16 protein-coding genes are annotated in these 16,334 nt (G+C 64.4%); 6 read left to right on the plus strand and 10 right to left on the minus strand.

What is annotated here, in order from left to right:
• Nucleotides 1-2: 2 nt before the first annotated feature.
• Together ASE49_RS08640 and ASE49_RS08645 are read right to left on the minus strand one after the other, a co-directional pair.
• A complete protein-coding gene (locus ASE49_RS08640) occupies nt 3-461 on the minus strand; it encodes an RDD family protein (RefSeq protein ID WP_056770528.1) in 459 nt (152 codons plus the stop codon).
• Nucleotides 462-593: 132 nt separating this feature from the next.
• Nucleotides 594-3,296, minus strand: coding sequence for a TonB-dependent receptor (locus ASE49_RS08645; protein ID WP_056770533.1), 2,703 nt, complete (start codon nt 3,294-3,296; stop codon nt 594-596).
• Between the two features lie 268 nt (nt 3,297-3,564).
• Here ASE49_RS08645 and typA point away from each other — a divergent pair, with 268 nt between their 5' ends.
• Nucleotides 3,565-5,397, plus strand: a complete 1,833-nt coding sequence (gene typA / locus ASE49_RS08650; protein ID WP_056770536.1) for a translational GTPase TypA — start codon at nt 3,565-3,567, stop codon at nt 5,395-5,397.
• Between the two features lie 93 nt (nt 5,398-5,490).
• On the opposite strand, the gene ASE49_RS08655 is transcribed toward typA, so the two are convergent.
• Nucleotides 5,491-6,351 carry an outer membrane protein gene (locus tag ASE49_RS08655; protein WP_056770539.1) on the minus strand — a complete coding sequence of 287 codons (861 nt, stop codon included), beginning with the start codon at nt 6,349-6,351 and terminating at the stop codon, nt 5,491-5,493.
• Between the two features lie 200 nt (nt 6,352-6,551).
• The gene (locus ASE49_RS08660; RefSeq protein WP_056770542.1) at nt 6,552-7,409 is read right to left on the minus strand and encodes a TorF family putative porin; all 858 of its coding nucleotides are present in this window, start codon (nt 7,407-7,409) and stop codon (nt 6,552-6,554) included.
• Between ASE49_RS08660 and ASE49_RS18195 the strand changes: the two genes are divergently transcribed.
• On the plus strand, nt 7,408-7,704 hold the full coding sequence (locus ASE49_RS18195; protein ID WP_156370212.1) for a hypothetical protein: 297 nt from the start codon (nt 7,408-7,410) through the stop codon (nt 7,702-7,704). The genes ASE49_RS08660 and ASE49_RS18195 overlap by 2 nt on opposite strands.
• A gap of 33 nt (nt 7,705-7,737) precedes the next feature.
• Here ASE49_RS18195 and ASE49_RS08665 read toward each other — a convergent pair whose 3' ends face one another.
• The 5 genes from ASE49_RS08665 to ASE49_RS08685 form a co-directional block, all read right to left on the minus strand.
• Nucleotides 7,738-9,276: a SulP family inorganic anion transporter gene (locus tag ASE49_RS08665; protein ID WP_056770545.1), complete on the minus strand. Its 1,539-nt coding sequence runs from the start codon at nt 9,274-9,276 to the stop codon at nt 7,738-7,740.
• Complete coding sequence (locus ASE49_RS08670; RefSeq protein ID WP_056771020.1) at nt 9,273-9,962, minus strand: carbonic anhydrase; 690 nt, start codon at nt 9,960-9,962, stop codon at nt 9,273-9,275. Before ASE49_RS08670 ends, ASE49_RS08665 begins: the two co-directional genes overlap by 4 nt.
• A gap of 146 nt (nt 9,963-10,108) precedes the next feature.
• Entirely contained in the window at nt 10,109-11,434 is a 1,326-nt protein-coding gene (locus tag ASE49_RS08675; protein WP_056770547.1) for an ATP-binding protein, read from the minus strand.
• A complete protein-coding gene (locus ASE49_RS08680; protein ID WP_056770550.1) occupies nt 11,434-12,162 on the minus strand; it encodes a response regulator transcription factor in 729 nt (242 codons plus the stop codon). Before ASE49_RS08680 ends, ASE49_RS08675 begins: the two co-directional genes overlap by 1 nt.
• Nucleotides 12,163-12,324: 162 nt before the next feature.
• Nucleotides 12,325-12,597 (minus strand): hypothetical protein, encoded by a 273-nt coding sequence (locus tag ASE49_RS08685; protein ID WP_056770551.1) that lies wholly within the window; start codon nt 12,595-12,597, stop codon nt 12,325-12,327.
• A 253-nt stretch (nt 12,598-12,850) separates the two neighbouring features.
• Between ASE49_RS08685 and ASE49_RS08690 the strand changes: the two genes are divergently transcribed.
• The 4 genes from ASE49_RS08690 to ASE49_RS08705 all read left to right on the plus strand — a co-directional run bounded on the left by ASE49_RS08690 (nt 12,851) and on the right by ASE49_RS08705 (nt 15,798).
• Nucleotides 12,851-13,213: a hypothetical protein gene (locus ASE49_RS08690; protein WP_056770556.1), complete on the plus strand. Its 363-nt coding sequence runs from the start codon at nt 12,851-12,853 to the stop codon at nt 13,211-13,213.
• A 236-nt stretch (nt 13,214-13,449) separates the two neighbouring features.
• The gene (locus ASE49_RS08695; RefSeq protein ID WP_056770558.1) at nt 13,450-13,911 is read left to right on the plus strand and encodes a hypothetical protein; all 462 of its coding nucleotides are present in this window, start codon (nt 13,450-13,452) and stop codon (nt 13,909-13,911) included.
• Between the two features lie 169 nt (nt 13,912-14,080).
• Nucleotides 14,081-15,232, plus strand: a complete 1,152-nt coding sequence (locus ASE49_RS08700) for a glycosyltransferase family 4 protein (protein WP_056770563.1) — start codon at nt 14,081-14,083, stop codon at nt 15,230-15,232.
• Nucleotides 15,233-15,324: 92 nt separating this feature from the next.
• The gene (locus ASE49_RS08705; RefSeq protein ID WP_056770567.1) at nt 15,325-15,798 is read left to right on the plus strand and encodes a hypothetical protein; all 474 of its coding nucleotides are present in this window, start codon (nt 15,325-15,327) and stop codon (nt 15,796-15,798) included.
• Between the two features lie 85 nt (nt 15,799-15,883).
• Here ASE49_RS08705 and ASE49_RS08710 read toward each other — a convergent pair whose 3' ends face one another.
• Nucleotides 15,884-16,303: a hypothetical protein gene (locus ASE49_RS08710; protein WP_156370214.1), complete on the minus strand. Its 420-nt coding sequence runs from the start codon at nt 16,301-16,303 to the stop codon at nt 15,884-15,886.
• Between the last annotated feature and the right edge of the window lie 31 nt (nt 16,304-16,334).

Genomic DNA, 16,334 nt, shown 5'->3' on the forward strand with positions numbered 1-16,334 from the left:
AGTTAGGCGAACACGTCCCGGTTATCCCACACCGCGCGCGGATCGCGGGTCTTGTAGACCAGCGTCTTGGCTAGGATGTCGTGCAGGCCCTGCTTGCGCTCGGTAAAGGCAACCATGATGAAGCCGATGCCGATTATCAGACTCGACAGGATCTTGCCGAAATAACGACCCGTCGCCTTGCCGAAGCTGATGCGCTGGCCCTGCTCGTCGGTCACGATCAGGCCCACTGCCAGCTTGCCGACTGTGGCCTGCGTCGACGAACTTTCCATCAGCGCGAAGTACAGCCAGCTGAGGATCAGGCTGATCGAAATACCGCCGACCATTCCCGCAGTGGCTGCCCCTGTCCCCGGCACGAAACCAAGACCAAATATGCCCCCGACAATCGACGCCACAATGTTTAAAATGATTGAATCGATAATGTAGGCGAGTGATCGCCACCAAAAACCGCCGTAAGGCACCATTGCTTGTTCCCCTGTTCAGCGTTGGGCGAGGGCCGAAAGAAACCCTCGCGCCAAACGTTAACGCGAAGGGGATAGCCAAGTTTCAGGCTAATGCAAACGTGGGCGCACTTCTGCACAGTGCTTGCCCAGCCGTCAGAATCGCATCCGTGCAGCCACGCCGTAGGTGCGGGGCTGGTTGGGATAGCCCGAGATCGAGCCGGGCTGCGCGGGGCTGTCGAATATCTGCAGGATCGTGCGATCGTTCAGCAGGTTGCGGCCCCACACGCTCAGCTCCAGGCCGTTCGCCATAGCATACGTCAAGGATGCGTTGACGTCGTTGATGTCCTGCTTGAATTCGCGCGCCGCCGCCAGCGCGGCAGACACGTCAACCACCCGGCCCTGCGTGTCCGTCACCACAAGGCCCGGCAGCCCTTCCACCAGCTGGAACTGCGCTTCGTAATGATAGTCGCCGTGCAGGATCACCCGGTCTCCGCGGGTGCCCACAGGTTGCACCAGCTCCGCCCCGAAGGTGACCGACAGCGGTGAGACGCCCGCCGGCGTGGTGCCCGAAAGATCACCGAACGCGGAAAGCTGGAACCGGTCGAACCGGGGCTTGAGATACGTCCACGACATCGTCAGCGTCAGCGGCTCCACGGGCTTTGCCGATCCTTCGAACTCGATCCCGAAGGCGGACTGCTTGCCCGCGTTCGCCAGGAAAAAGCCGGATCCGGTGAATATATTGGACTGGAAGTTCCGGATGGTCTGCTTGAACACCGCGACGTTGGCTGACACGATCCCCCAGTTACCCTTGAGGCCCAGTTCATACACGGTGGCATCTTCGGGATCGGCATAGCGGCTGCCCGCCGTCAGGTTGTTCACCGCTAGCCCCTGCGCGCGCAAGGCCACCAGATCGGCAGGCGTTGGCCGGCTGTCGCGCGACAGGTTGATGGACGCCGCCTTGTAGCCGGTCGCCCAGGCCGCATACATGTTGACCGTGGGCGTCACGTCCCACGCAATCCGCGCGGTGTAACTGACATCCCCGTCGCTCAGGCGGTTGGATTCCACCGCATTGGGCACGTTCATGAACGGGGGGAAATACTGCAGCTTGCGCAAGCCGTTCAGCGGGTTGGCGGCCGGGTTGTTGGCATTGCCCGCAGCGAAGGCAACCAGCTGGCGATAGATCGGCGCGGTGGCCGGGCTGGTGGCAAAGGCCAGCACTTGTGCGGTGTTGGTCGGGTTCACGCCCACGGAACGCAGCGCCCCGCCCAGCAGCAGCTGCTGGCGAAATCCGGCATACCGCGGGCTGTCGAAATCGATGGCCGCGAACGCGTCGTTGGACGTGGTATTGGTGGCATACCGCTTGGTATCATGCGTATAATTCAGCCCGCCGGTCACCGTCAGGCCGGGCGCCACCTTGAAATCGAGCTGGCCGAACACAGACCACGCCTCGTCCTTCACCGCGTACGCCTCGGTCAAACCGGTGCCCGCACGGAAGAACTGGCCGGCGTACTTGGCCGGATTGCCTTCCGATGCGCCGAACGCGGTTTCCAGCGCCGGCACGCTGAGCGCCCCGCCGGACAGACCCTGCACCAGCAGGTTGGCATAAGGGCGCGCCTGGTTGCCCCACAGCACCTGGTTGTTCTGGTCGATCTTCTCGTTGAAATAGAAGCCGCCGATCAGGCCGGTGATCCGCTCCCCGATGGAGAAATTGGCGCGCAGTTCCTGGGTGAAGGTCCTAATCCGCAAGTCCTGCCAGTTGCGGCCCAGCAGGTCGGCGCTGGAAAAATCCGAATCCTGGTTGGTCAGCGCATTGGTGCGCCGGTAGGCGGTGATCGAGGTCAGCGCAGCGCCGCCAAGATCGTAGTCCACCTGCCCGGAAACGCCCCAGTTCTCGATCCGGTTGGACGATTCGAAATTGTTGTAGACCACGTTGTCGTACTTCTGACCGGGCTGGTTCACCGCCCCGCCCAGCGCGAAGATGGCGGCGGTGGGTGCGGCCTGCCGCAAGTTGACCACCGCGCAGCAGTTCTCGTCGATCTTGCTGTAATCGCCGATCAACCGCACTTGTAGGCCCTGGTGATTGTCCAGCAGCAGTTGACCACGCCCGAACCAGCGGTTGCGCGCGTTGGTGCGCTCGCCGGTCGCCAGATCGCGCACGATGCCGTCCCGCTTGTTGATCCCGCCGGCCAGGCTGAAGGCCACAGTGTCGCTGAGCGGGCCGGTGACGACGCCCTTGATGACGCGCGCATCGTAATTGCCGTAGCTGGCCTCCACGTTGCCGCCGAAATCGAACTGCGGCTTGCGCGTCACGATGGAAATCACGCCGGCCGACGCGTTCTTGCCGAACAGCGTGGACTGCGGCCCGCGCAGCACCTCGATCCGTTCCACATCGGGAAAATCGCCGATCATCGAGGCCGACCGTGACCGGTACACCCCATCGATGAACAGGCCCACCGAAGGCTCGATCCCGGCGTTGTTAGCGCCGTTGCCGAACCCGCGGATATAGAAATTGGTATTCGCGCTGGATTGCAGCTGGTTCACCCGCAAGCTGGGCACCAGCGATTGCAGGTCCTTGATATCACGGATCTGCGCGCGTTCGATCGTGGCGCCGGTGGTTACCGAAACGGCAACGGGCACATCCTGCAGCGTCTGCTCGCGCTTGGTGGCGGTAACGATGATCGCGTTGGCATCGCCGTCCGCCGTATCCGTTGTCCCGTCCTGCGCCAGCGCGCCGGGCGCCCAGCTCAGAACCGCGCCCGCCGCCGCCAGCGAGACCAGGCCTGCCCGCCCCGCTCCGCGCCGAAAAAAGAAGATGCGCGATTCCCGCGCGCCGATGCCCGCCAAAACATCCTGCATGAAAATCCCCTGCCCAATTCGCGCGACTGCCCCGTCGCGGTGCGCATCGATCTGTGCGTTTTAGTTTCGATATGCTATGGCGTTACCAGCGCTAGAGCAATACTCTTACATGAATAGTGCCAACAACCTGCACCATTGTGGCGGCACCGCCACAGACCGATCCGTCGCACTACGCTTGCCGAAATTGCCCCGATCGGTTATGGGCGCGCAAATTTTGCAGTGCAGCACGCATCTGCACGGCTGAAACCTCCTGTCGAAAGAAGACCCAATGTCCGCCCCGCTTCCCCTGCGCAATATCGCGATCATCGCGCACGTCGATCATGGCAAGACCACGCTCGTCGATCAGCTTTTCCGCCAGTCCGGGACCTTCCGCGACAACCAGCGCGTGGAAGAGCGGGCGATGGATTCCAACGATCTGGAAAAAGAGCGCGGCATCACGATTCTCGCCAAGCCCACCTCGATCGAGTGGAACGGCTATCGCATCAACATCGTCGATACCCCCGGCCACGCCGACTTCGGCGCCGAGGTTGAGCGCATCCTGTCGATGGTGGACGGCGTGGTCCTGCTGGTCGACAGCTCCGAAGGCGCGATGCCGCAGACCAAGTTCGTCACCGGCAAGGCGCTGGGCCTGGGCCTCAAGCCCATCGTCGTGGTCAACAAGATCGACCGTCCCGATGGCCGTCATGCCGAAGTGCTGGACGAAGTGTTCGACTTGTTCGTCAGCCTTGACGCCAACGACGAACAGCTCGATTTCCCCACGCTGTACGCCTCGGGCCGCAACGGCTACGCCAGCGAAGATCCCGATGCGCGCGAAGGCACGCTGACCCCGCTGTTCGAAAAGATCATCGAGCACGTGCCCGCCCCGGCCGCCGACGTTGACGGGCCGTTCAAGTTCCTGGTCACCCTGCTGGATCGTGACAACTTCCTGGGCCGCATCCTCACCGGCAAGGTCCAGTCCGGCACCGTCAAGGTCAACGATCAGATCCGCGCGCTCGACAATGACGGCAACGTCGTCGAAGTGGGCCGCGCCTCCAAGCTGCTGGCGTTCCACGGGCTTGACCGCGTTCCGGTGGATCAGGCCAAGGCCGGCGACATCATCTCGATCGCCGGTCTCACCACCGCGACCGTGTCGAACACCATCGCCGACCCCACCGTAACCGAGCCGCTCCACGCCCAGCCGATCGATCCGCCGACGCTGTCGATGCGCTTTGCGGTGAACGATTCGCCGATGGCGGGCCGTGAAGGCTCCAAGGTCACCAGCCGCATGATCCGCGATCGCCTGGCGCGTGAAGCGGAATCCAATGTCGCTATCCGCGTCACCGAAAGCGCCGACAAGGACAGCTTCGAAGTGGCCGGTCGCGGTGAGCTTCAGTTGGGCGTTGTCATCGAAACGATGCGCCGCGAAGGCTTCGAGCTGGGCATCAGCCGCCCCCGCGTGCTGTTCGGCACCGACGAAAACGGCAAGCGCACCGAGCCTTACGAAACCGTCGTGATCGACGTGGACGAGGAATATTCGGGCACCGTCGTCGAGAAGATGGCGATGCGCAAGGGCGAGATGACCGACATGCGCCCCAGCGGCGGTGGCAAGACGCGCATCACCTTCTCGGCTCCGTCGCGCGGCCTGATCGGCTACCACGGCGAATTCCTGTCGGACACGCGCGGCACCGGCATCATGAACCGCCTGTTCGAAAAGTATGGCCCGTATCGCGGCGCCATCGAAGGCCGCCAGAACGGCGTGCTGATTTCGAACGGCACCGGCGAAGCGGTGGGCTACGCGCTCAACTCGCTGGAAGAGCGCGGCGTGCTGTTCATCAAGCCGCAGGAAAAGATCTACGAGGGCATGATCATCGGCGAGAACGCCAAGCCCGACGATCTTGAAGTGAACCCGATGAAGTCCAAGCAGCTAACGAACTTCCGTTCGACCGGCAAGGACGACGCCATCCGCCTCACCCCGCCGCGCGTGATGACGCTGGAGCAGGCGATCGCCTACATCGACGAGGACGAGATGGTCGAAGTCACTCCGCTGTCCATCCGCCTGCGCAAGGCGTTCCTCGACCCGAACGAGCGCAAGAAGCAGGGCCGCAAGAAAGAAATGGCCTGATCCATTTCCGCGCAGCCGCGCAAAGACATGTAGAAAAGGGCGCGACGGTTATCCGTCGCGCCCTTTTTCGTTAAGCGAGCTATCGGGCTCGGATCAGAACCGGAAACCTACCGTCGCGCGCAGCGAGTGATAGTCGAAGTTCTTGTCCGAATTCTTGATCGCGGTTGACCCGGACGTCAGGATGAACGGGTTGGTCGCCGCAGCGCTGCCACGGGTGACCAGCACGTTGTACTTGTTGTCGGAATAGCGGTTGTACAGATATTCCAGACCCAGGCTCATGTGGTCGGTCACCATGATTTCGGTGCCGCCGCCGGCCTGCCAGCCCCACACACCGCGCTTGTCGCGCCGCTCTTCGAACGCATTGGCGGTGTTGGTGGTGGTGAACGTGTGATCAAGCCGCGCGTAGCTGCCGCCACCCGTGACATAGAACAGCGCGCCGCCGCCCGGCGTGTAGCCCGCGCGCAGGCGCGCCGAAGCGGCCCAGTCCATCTCGCGCTGAAGGGCGTAGCTGGCCGGCGTCGTGCTATAGCCGGACACGGCGTCCTTGGCTTCGCTCTTCGACCCTTCAATCAGGGCGCCGACCACGAAGTTGCCCATGCGCCGGTCAACGCCAATGCGCGCGCCGTATTCCGCGCCGTCACGGTCGCTGCGGCAACCGGTAGCCGGCGTCGCGCCGCGGGCACGGCCGGTGCAGAAGCCCGGCGAAAACGCGTTGGCGCCGGTGAGGGTGTTGACCGAGTTGTTGTAGGAACCGTCGCCGTCGGTATCGAACTTCAAACGCTCGCGCTTGTCGGCGTTCTGGGCGGACAGGCCGCCGAAGCCCTGAATGTAAAGGCCATCGAAATGGCTGTCACGGCCTTCCGCCTGCGGCGCCATGTCCTGCGCGAAAGCGGGTGTGGAAACGGTGACAGCGGCAAGCGCCACAGCCGTCAGAATACGGGTCTTGGTGATCATGCGGTCCTTCCTGTGTCAGGCATTAGCGCCCTTCACCGGCAGTTACGTTCGCACGAAGCCTATTGTTGCAATACTTCCGCGAATTACACACAATATTGGAAAATATTTACAATCCAGAAATAAAATATAGTCGATCTATACTATACTCAGTACAAATTGCAGTGCCGACCATGCATCGGCATCGCCGGCACTGCCAACCGTCAGAACGCTGCGGAGAGCGAGAATACCACCGTGGAACCGGCGATGGACGAGCCGTTCTTGGTGGAGGAGAAGTTGGGCTTCAGATACGCCGATTCCGCGTTGGAGATGTCGGTATCGATGTATGCCACGCCGACCGTCACAGGTCCCAGCGCCGCATCCGCACCCAGCATCCAGTCAAGATAGCTGCCGGTGGGCGCCACGCTGGTGCCGTTGGGGCCAAGGCCGGAATTGCCGTCCGAATAGCCCAGGTGGCCCTTGATGGTCAGCGGTGTGCCGGGAATGGCGGTGTTGGCATCGCCCCAGATGTACAGGTTGTCCGACTTGGCGTTGAACCGGTCAGGAATGCCGGTGGCGTAGGAATCCGCATTGAAATACCAACGGCCCAGGGCCTGCTGCTTGGGCGCATAGGCGACGCCGGCCAGCAGGTTTGCCGGACCCAGCGAGCCCGACAGCTTGACGTAGGGTTCGGCGAAGTCGGTGTTGGATGCACCGCCGGGATACATGTACCAGGTCAGGCCGACATCCAGCTTGACGCCGCTGGCGATTTCCTTGGCGATACCGCCGTACAGATCGAGTTCGGTGTTCGAGCCGCCGAAGGTGCCCCAGCCTGAAAGGTTCGAGGCCCAGGTGCCGACGTACACGCCGCTGGAATGGGTGACGGAAACACCGCCCTGCACGGCCAGTTCCTTGTCGGTCTGCGAGACGCCGCGGAACCGGTAATCGGTGACGAGCGCGACGTTTCCGGCGACCGTGAATTCCTTGGGAGCAGCTTCCTGCGCCGCTGCGGGGCTGGCAAGAAAGGCAGCGGCAAAAGCAGCAGCAGAGCCGGCCAGACCGGCGAAAAGACGGGACTTCATGGTTCGTAAACACCCTTATGTTGTTGTGTTTTACGCCCATCCTGCGGCCAGCGTGCCGAACCATTGCTGCATGGCAGGTCCGTTTCGCGCCGACATGCTACGATTACGTTTCCCGCTTGTCTCTTTACTTGCGGATCAGTTACGAAACATTGCTGGCGCACTCGGCGCCGAGGTGTTGTTGCATTGCAACACAGCCGAGATAGCTGACCGACTGGCGGTGATGCGCATCACCGCCTTGCCACATGGCAAGGCCGCACCGGGAGGAACACGTATGGCGTTCCGCCCGGTGCGCTAACCCTTGACCTGCAGCCGGCCCGGCCCGCGTAGCTCAGGCGGGCAGAGGCAAAGGCCGCAGGATCGCCGCCGGTCCGGTAACCCGGTCGCTTTCACCGCCCAGCCGACGCCGGCTGATCCATTCGGACAGCGTTTCGGCGGTAGTATGATCCATCGCCTTGACGCGATCCAGATCGAGGTGGACAGGCCGGTTGGCAGGCTGCTTTTCCAGCACCGCGTTAAGCCGGGTAAGCCCCACGAATGTGGCCGCGCCGGTCAGCGCCACGCGGGTGGCATCGCCCTCGTCATGCTCGTGCACCTTCAGGCGCAAGTGGCGCGCGTGCGGCAGCAGTTCCACCACCGACAGTGCCAGGCCGACCAGCACCCCGGTCAGAAGATCGGTGGTCACCACCAGCACGAACGTCACCGCCCAGATCGCGGCGGGCAACGGCCCGTGCGCCTTGAACAGGTGCGTCACGTGCTTGAGGCTGACGAGCCGCCAGCCGGTGACGACCAGAATGCCGCCCAGCGCCGCCATCGGCACTTCGCGCAGCAGCCACGGCAGCAGCGCCACGAAGCCCAGTATCCAGGCGCCGTGCAGGATCGTGGAAAGACGGGTCTGCGCCCCCGCCTGCACGTTGGCGGACGAGCGCACGATCACGCCGGTCATCGGCAAGGCGCCGAACAGGCCGCACAGCAGGTTGCCGATGCCTTGCGCGCGCAGTTCCTTGTCGTATTTGGTGCGCACGCCGTTGTGCATGCGATCAACGGCAGCGGCGGACAGCAACGTCTCCGCGCTGGCGATGAAGGCGATGGCCAGCGCCGCCACCAGCAGCGCGGGGTTCGCCAGCGGCGCGAACCAGGCAAGGCTGGTGGGCATGGCGAACGCTGCGGCGATGGAGGTCGGCACCTGAATGCGCGCGACATCGAGCCCCAGCCCCCAGGCGGCGGCTGTCGCGGCCAGAACACCCAGCAGCGCGCCGGGCACCAGCGTCAGCGAGCGGGGCCGCAGCTTTTCCCAGCCGAGCATGACCACGATCGTCAGAACGCCGATCAGCAGCGCCATTTCAGTGGCGGCGGCATTGGAGAAATCGAGCCCGAAGACACGGCCCGGCATCGCCGCCAGGTTCTGCAGGCCGCTGGACATGGGCTTGGCGTCGAACAGGATATGGAACTGGCCGATGACGATCAGCGCGCCGATCCCGGCCAGCATGCCGTGCACCACCGCCGGGCTGATCGCACGGAACAGGCCGCCCAGCTTCAAGGCGCCGGCCAACAGCTGGAGCAGGCCAGCCAACAGCAGAACGGGCCCCAGCGCCTGGAGCCCGTTCTCACGCACGAATTCGAAAACGATGACAGCAAGGCCCGCCGCCGGCCCGCTGACCTGCAGCGGCGAGCCGGCAAGCAATCCCACCACCAGACCACCGATGATGCCGGTAACCAGCCCCTTTTCGGGCGGCACACCGGACGCGATGGCGATCCCCATGCACAGCGGCATGGCGACCAGGAAGACGACGATCGACGCCGTTAAATCCCGGCCGAAGTGAGCGAAGATCCCCCGGCGCTCTTCGCCCATTGCGGTGGAAGCGGTCATTCGGCCGCTTCGGCGTATTCTGTGGCGAAGCGGGCGCGCGGAGCCAAGGCCACGGGCAGATCGCGGTCTTCACGCAGCACCACGAATTCGCCGGTTTCGCCGTTCAGGCCGAGCACCTGCCCTGCGTGAATATCGACGAACCAGCCGTGCAGCGTGATTTCGCCGCGCGCGATGCCGGCGGCAACCGACGGATGCGTGCGCAAGTGGCTGATCTGGGCGATGATGTTTTCCAGGCTGATGGCGCGCACGCGCTCCTTGCCGTCGAGATGCGCATGGCAGCTACTGACGATCTGCTCGGCGGCAAGGCCGTGCTTGAGCCACGCGGCCACGTTGGGCATGGCTTCAAGGCCGGTGGGATCGGACAGCGCCTTCATCGCGCCGCAGTCCGAGTGGCCGCACACGATGATGTCGCGCACGCCCAGCGCCGCCACGGCGTATTCCACCGTCGAGGTGACACCGCCGTTCAGCGTAGCGTAGGGAGGCACGATGTTGCCGGCGTTGCGGCATACGAACAGGTCGCCCGGGTCTGCCTGCATGATCTGCTCGGGCACGATGCGGGAATCCGCGCAGGAGATCATCAGCGCCTTGGGCGACTGGCCGTGCGTGGTGAGCTTGTTGAACAGTTCGCTGCTGGCGGGGAAAAGCGTCTTTTCGAAGTTGAAGACGCGGCCGATGAGTTCGTTCACGTTGATCACCTTTTCTGTTGCAGTGCCCATCGACCAAGTAGGCCTTGGGCTCACAGGAGAAGGTAAGTGGCGCGCTTGTCAGCCATCGTGCGCCGGTGTTACGAAAGTTTGCTGCGATGCGGCACGCCGACCCCGCGCCTACACGCTCAGCCGGGCAGTAGCGGCAGGCGGATCGTGGCGCGCAGGCCGCCTTCGGGCCGGTTGCGCAAGTCCAGGGTGCCGTTCTCCATGCGCACCGCCTTGCGCACGATCGGGAGCCCCAGCCCCATCCCCGCGGTATCGCGCGCGCGCGCCGTATCGAGCCGCACGAACGGTTGCAGCGCGTCCGTGATCCGGTCGTCCGGTATGCCAGGCCCGTTGTCCTCCACCACGATCTCCGCCGCGCCGCCGTCCTTGCGCACGGTGACGTGGGCGCTGCCGCCGTAATGGATTGCGTTCTCGATAAGGTTCGACAGCGCGCGGCGGATCGGCACCGGGCGCACCACCAGTTCCAGGCTGGAGACGCCGGAATAGGTGGCGCTCGCCCCGTGATCGGCGGCGGTGTCCACCAGCGTTTCGGCCATCACCGCGATGTCGATCCGCTCGGCGGGGATCGAGCGGCCATCGCTATCGACATAGGCCTGGATCGAATCGAGCAGGTTGCGCATCTCGTCGATGTCGTGGTTCAGCCCCTCGCGCACCTCGGGATCGACGCTTTCATCGTCCAGCCGCAAGCGCATGCGCGACAGCGGGGTCTTGAGATCATGGCCGATCGCCAGCATCGTTTGCGTGCGGTCCACCAGCGACTGGTGGATACGCTCCTGCATGGCGTTCAGCGCACGGATCAGTTCGCGCAGTTCGTCAGGCCCGCGTTCGGGCACCAGACGCGGCGGGCCGGAGCCCAGGTGGCGCGTGGCGCCGATCAGGGCGCGCAAGGGGCGCAAAGTGGTGCGCACCAACACCCAGGCCAGCGCGACCAGCAGCAATGTCGGCAGCACCAGGCTGGCGATGCGCCCGGCGGTCAGCTTCCAGGCGGCGTTGGCATGGGTATGGAACCGTACCAGACTGCGGTCCGCCAGACGGAACGAACCGCCGATGTTGCCTTTGCCGGGCAGTTCCTCAAGGTGCAGTTCCACGTCGGCAAGGGCCAGTTCCGGGGCGGCTTCCACCACTTGTGCGCGCAAGTTGGACAGCCCCAGCGTACCGCGCCGCCGATCGCCGGGCGGCATCCAGTCAAGCGTGAAGCGGTCCGTGCTCAGCGCATTGGCTATGTCGTCCCTCTCGGCAGATGGCACGCGTTCGATGGTGCGGCGCGCGAGGACGAGGTTCTCGGCGATGCGCTCGGCATCATCGCGGTTGAGTTCGAACGAATTGACCCGCTCGAACACGAAGGAATTGGCGGCAAATTCGACCAGCACCACCAGCAGCAGCACCGCCAGCAGCCGCTCGGGCAGGCCCATCCGCCGAAACAGGGCGACGAGCCTGCCTGCCATCAAGCGCGGGTCACTTCCGCCTTGAACATGTAGCCGACGCCGCGAACCGTGACGATCGGGGATTCGCTGCCTTCGGCCTGCAGCTTGCGGCGCAGGCGACTGACCAGCACGTCGATCGAACGGTCCGAACTGTCCCCGATGCGCGAGCGTGACAGCTCCATCAGCCGTTCCCGGCCCAGCACGCGCTGCGGATAGCCCAGGAACGTGGACAGCAGATCGAATTCCGCGCCGGTCAGATCGACAATGGCGCCGCTGGGCGAGCGCAGTTCGCGCCGGGCCATCGACACCTGCCAGCCTTCGAAATGCACTGCGTCAGGCGCGCGGGTTTCCGCCATCGGCTCGCTCGACGAATCGAGCCCGCCGCCCCGGCGCAGCACGGCGCTGACGCGCGCGGCCAGTTCGCGGGTGCTGAACGGCTTGGCGAGGTAATCGTCGGCCCCCAGTTCGAGGCCAAGCACGCGGTCTTCCTCACTGCTGCGGGCGCTGACGAAGATGATCGGCACGTCGCTTTCGCGGCGCAATTTGCGGAACAGGTCGAAGCCGCTGGTGCCGGGTAGCATGATGTCGAGCACCACCAGGTTCACCGTCGCCTCGCGCAGCGTCACCCACATTTCCGCGCCGGTGGCGGCGGTGAGCACGTTGAAGCCGCTTTGCCGCAGGGCACGCGCGGTCAGCGTGCGAAGGGCGCCGTCGTCTTCGACGAGCAATATGGTGGGGGGCGTGTTCATGACGTCTGTCGGAAGTCTATAGCGGGACGTTGCGGTCATCGAGATGAGCTTGTTCCTTGTTCTATAGGCAAACGGCGCGATCAGGCAAATCGCGCCGCGAGAAATGCGGAAACCGATGCCGACGCACGGCTGCGCCGGGATCAGGTGCCGCGATCGGAAGGGTTACTGCGCGCGCGGCGCGGCCTTGAGGTCAGCCTCGGCCACCGCAACGGCCTGATCGTCAGCCTGCTCGGCCTGAACGATCAGGTGGCGGCAAGCGCGGCCCTTCATGGGATCGGGATGACAGGCCACGGGTGCGGAGGCGCGGGCAGCGGCGCGTGCGGGCGTGGCGTGGCCCTTGGATGCCGTCACGGACTCACCGGCATAAGCGGCAGTGCCCGGTGCGGCGGGGGTGGACAACGTGGCAAGGGCAAGAACGGCGGCGGAAATAAACATGGGTTTCTCCAATCGGGCAATCTATTGAAAACTAGAGTGGGGGCCGCGCGTGTCGCATCTTGGGCGTGATGGTTACGAAATGTTGCCAGCGCGGCTCCCAGCAACATTCATATAACTTCATGCAAACATGAACGGAGTCTGCCAAACCTGCACTGACCCGGTTCAGGCTGGCTGCCGTAGAAAAGGCTCAACACGTTGAAGACGGCCATCGCCGCTTCAACCCGGACACAGATGTGCAAGGAGCCATGTTGCCATGAACCTGATCAAGAAAAGCGCGATCGCCGCCGGTCTTGCCGCCACGGCCCTTACCGGGACCGTAGCCTCCACGCCGGCCATGGCGCGCGACTGGCATCGCGGCCACGACAACACTGCCGCCGTGGCCATCGGCGCGGGCATCCTGGGGCTGGCGGTCGGCGCAATCGCCGCATCCGCCAACGACCGGGGCCGGTATTACGACCGCGACCGGGTGGTCACGTATCGCGAGGGCTATTACCGGGACGGATACGACCGCCGCCATGAGCGCGACGCTTACGACCGTCGCTACGACGCCTATCGCGGCGAAGCCTATGGCCGCGACTATGACTACAACCGGGGCGGCTATGGCTGGGGCTACTGACGCCGCCCTGCGCGAGGCCCGGGTTTGATCCCCTGACCCGGCGCGCGAGACGCCCGGCCGCTCCTCCTGGCCGGGCGTCGTTCGCAATCCGGCGACACTGCGCAACGGCTTGTCGCAAGCCGGGTATGCAGGCTTCAAAATTCACTCGTCGTTCAGTCCGAAAATCCTACCTCTTTCAGTAACGCGCCCACCGCAACCGCCGTTACCCGGTTGGCCGGACAAGGGAGTATAGTGACATGAAGATATTGAATTCGTTTGGAAAGAAACTGGCCCTTGGAGCTGCGTTGACGGCTTCGGTACTGGCCGCGGCTTCTCCCGCACAGGCGCAGCGCTGGTACGGGCACTCCTATCACCGGGGCGGTGATGGTGCGGCGATCCCAGTCGGCGCAGGCGTACTTGGCTTGGCTGTCGGCGCGGCCTTGGCGGACCGCAGCGACCGCTATTATTACGACCGCGATCGCTGGGAATCGCGCCGGTACGTGACCGTGGTGGATCGCCCCGGCTATTATTATTACTACGACGGGTATCCCGGCCGCTATTATCAGGACCGGTATTACGACCGCTACTACGCACCCTACTATCGTGAGCGTTGGGGCCGTCCCGGCTGGCGCGATGGCGGTTGGGGTCGCGGACCGGGCTGGCGCGGCGATCGCCACTGGCGCGGTGAAGGACGCTATCACCGGGATTGGCGCCGCTAAGGTCTATGTCCTGACCCACGCGGCCAACGATACCAATGCATAATCGCTTGCGGGCCGGCGGATCATCGCCGGCCCGCATTTTGCGCGGCAAAGCGCATTACCGGGGTTCCACGCGCGCCCACCAAGCCCACTCGCCAAGCGCCTCCGAGGCGGCTAAGGGCAGCCCATCATGGATATCGCCGACCTGCGCATCGCCCTGTTTTCGGGCAACTACAATTACGTGCGCGACGGCGCGAACCAGGCGCTGAACCGTCTTGTGGGCTACCTGCTGCGCCAGGGCGCGCAAGTGCGAGTCTATGCGCCAACCGTGAAAAATCCCGCGTTCGAGCCGACCGGCGATCTGGTCAGCGTGCATTCGGTGGCTTTTCCCAACCGTCCGGAATACCGCATCCCGCTGTCCTTCATCGGCAAGGCGGGCCGCGATCTCGCCGCGTTTGCCCCCAATGTGGTGCACGTCTCCTCGCCCGATCCGGTGGGCCACCGCGCCGTATCCTGGGCGCGGCGGCGCAATCTGCCGGTGCTGGCTTCCGTCCACACCCGGTTCGAGACATACCTGCGCTACTACAACATGGCCTGGGGCGAGCCGCTGATCGAGGCGATGCTGCGCCGCTTCTACCGCCGCTGCGATGCGCTGGTCGCCCCGTCCGAAAGCATGGCGCAACTGCTGCGCCAGCAGCGCATGAACTACGACGTGTCGATCTGGTCGCGCGGGGTGGACCATGACGTGTTCAACCCCGGTCGCCGCGATCTGGACTGGCGGCGCAGCCACGGCATCGCCGACGGCGACGTTGCCGTGGGCTTTCTGGGCCGGCTCGTCATGGAAAAGGGGCTGGACGTCTTTTCCGACACGCTGGACGAACTGCGCCGGCGCGGCGTGGCGCACAAGGTGCTGGTGATCGGCGAAGGCCCGGCGCGCGAATGGTTCGAGGAACGCCTGCCCGGCGCGTCCTTCGTAGGCTTTCAGGGCGGTGCCGACCTTGGCCGCGCGGTCGCCTCGATGGACGTGCTGTTCAACCCGTCTGTCACCGAAACCTTCGGCAACGTCACGCTGGAGGCGATGGCCTGCGGCCTGCCCGTCGTCGCCGCCGCCGCCACCGGCAGCCAGAGCCTGGTGGACGACACAGTTTCGGGCCGCCTCGTCCCGCCCGGCGCCGTCCACCACTTCGCCGAAGCCCTGCGCCGCTACATCGGCGAGCCGGACTTGCGCCGCGCCCACGGCGAAGCCGGCATGGCCCGCGCCGCCGAATTCAGCTGGGACCGCATCAACCACGCGGTGGCCGACACGTACGTGCGGCTGGTGCGGCAAAAAGCGCGGGGCTGAGGGGCTAGGTTGCGGCGGGGCGTAGTGTCCGACTTTGGTGGGAAGCGGTCGTTCCTCAAAGTCGGCAACTGCTCTATGCATCGGCAGTGGCAATGAAGGGCTGGGCGTTGCGAACTTACTTTAAGCGTGTGGGCATAGCGCTTGGCGGGGTGATCGGAGCCGTCATGATCGGCATAGCGCTCGATAATGATCTCGGCATACCGTTTGCTACGACGTACCGCATTGCATGCGCCGTTGGGTGCCTCGCATTTATCTTTAAGCTTGGGAGGGACTATCCCAATGAACGATGGCCCCGCGTTGGGTTCTTCGTTGCCCTATTGGTAAACGTTTTGCTGTTTTTCACTCCGCTGGTGGACCGTCCCGCCTCGCGCGGAGAACTTATGCTTTTCGCCTTGCCCGATGCGATCGTTGTGCTGGTGGCACTTGTTGCATCATATAAGGTCGTTAATGTTCATCAACGCGCCGTTCGTCAGCAGATGGTGTTTAGCCTGATTGTAGCGGTAGTTTTCTGCGCCGTTGTTTTTTCGCTGATCCTAATGAACCCGCACGCTTCCAAAGCAGGCTGATTGGGAATGTCTGCAACTGGGGCGAATGGGGACGTTCCGCTTTCACCCTCCACGATTCACGATTTCAAAGATGATCCGCGCGATTCTAGCGCAGCGCGCCCTCCCCACGCCTCCCCCGCGCAAACCACCACAACCCCGCTGCCACCGGCCAGACCGGCGCCAGGATCGCCACCACCCCCGGCGTCGCTAATCCAGCCGGAAGCCCCGTTGCCGCCAGCCACGCCAGCGTCAGCGTCCATCCGGCCAGCGACAGCGCGAAGGCCGTCACCGCATGGGGTGAGCGGTCCAGCAGCAGCAGCGCGCCGACGAGACCCGCGCACGCGCCCAACGCCCACGGAGGCATGATCCATATCGGCATCGAATCCAGCCAGTCGATCGTGTCCGGCGTGGTGGCGGCCAGGAAGGTGCGATCGCGCGATCCGATCAGGAACGTGTCGAGGCACAGCAGCGCATTCCATGCCACCGCCAGCCAGCTCAACGTTCGGTATCGCCACCCCGTCGTCATCGCGCACGCTCCTTCGCCCCTGCCGTAGTGC

The sequence above is a fragment of the Novosphingobium sp. Leaf2 genome, assembly GCF_001421325.1.
Taxonomy (GTDB): domain Bacteria; phylum Pseudomonadota; class Alphaproteobacteria; order Sphingomonadales; family Sphingomonadaceae; genus Novosphingobium.